Annotated in this window: 2 protein-coding genes; both read right to left on the bottom strand. The window is 38.0% G+C overall.

The features are described from left to right. The coding region (locus tag G8O24_RS47290; RefSeq protein WP_188108448.1) for a 50S ribosomal protein L20 at positions 1 to 143 on the bottom strand (143 nt) is incomplete at its 3' end. Between the two features lie 39 nt (positions 144 to 182). Continuing rightward, positions 183 to 403: 50S ribosomal protein L35 (gene rpmI / locus G8O24_RS47285; protein ID WP_497717873.1), on the bottom strand; the 221-nt coding region annotated here is incomplete at its 5' end.

Genomic DNA, 403 nt, shown 5'->3' with positions numbered 1-403 from the left:
CTATAAGCATATTGGTAAGATTTCATTACCGCTTGGGTAGCTAATTTGAATAATAAATGTTTAGAGCCGTAATACCCTTTGGCTAATTTAACTATCTTTTTACGACGTTTGCGTGTTACTGTTCCGCCTTTTACGCGTGGCATATTGTCTACCTCCTAGAATTTACAAAAATGTTGTTTCTCTTATTTCATTTTAGCGACCATTTGACGAATACGTTTGAAGTCGCCAGCTGATACCATTGCTGATTTACGCAATTTACGTTTTTGTTTTTGGGATTTGTTAGCGAACATATGGCTAGTGAAGCCGTGTCTGCGTTTTAATTTTCCAGATCCTGTTCTCTTGAAACGTTTAGCGGAACCGCGGTGGGTTTTCATTTTTGGCATGAATTTTTCCTCCTCAAAAC

It is taken from the genome of Bradyrhizobium campsiandrae (assembly GCF_014529705.1).
In the GTDB taxonomy this organism is placed as follows: Bacteria; Pseudomonadota; Alphaproteobacteria; order Rhizobiales; family Xanthobacteraceae; genus Bradyrhizobium; species Bradyrhizobium campsiandrae.
This window is presented reverse-complemented; position numbering and strand designations above follow the sequence as displayed.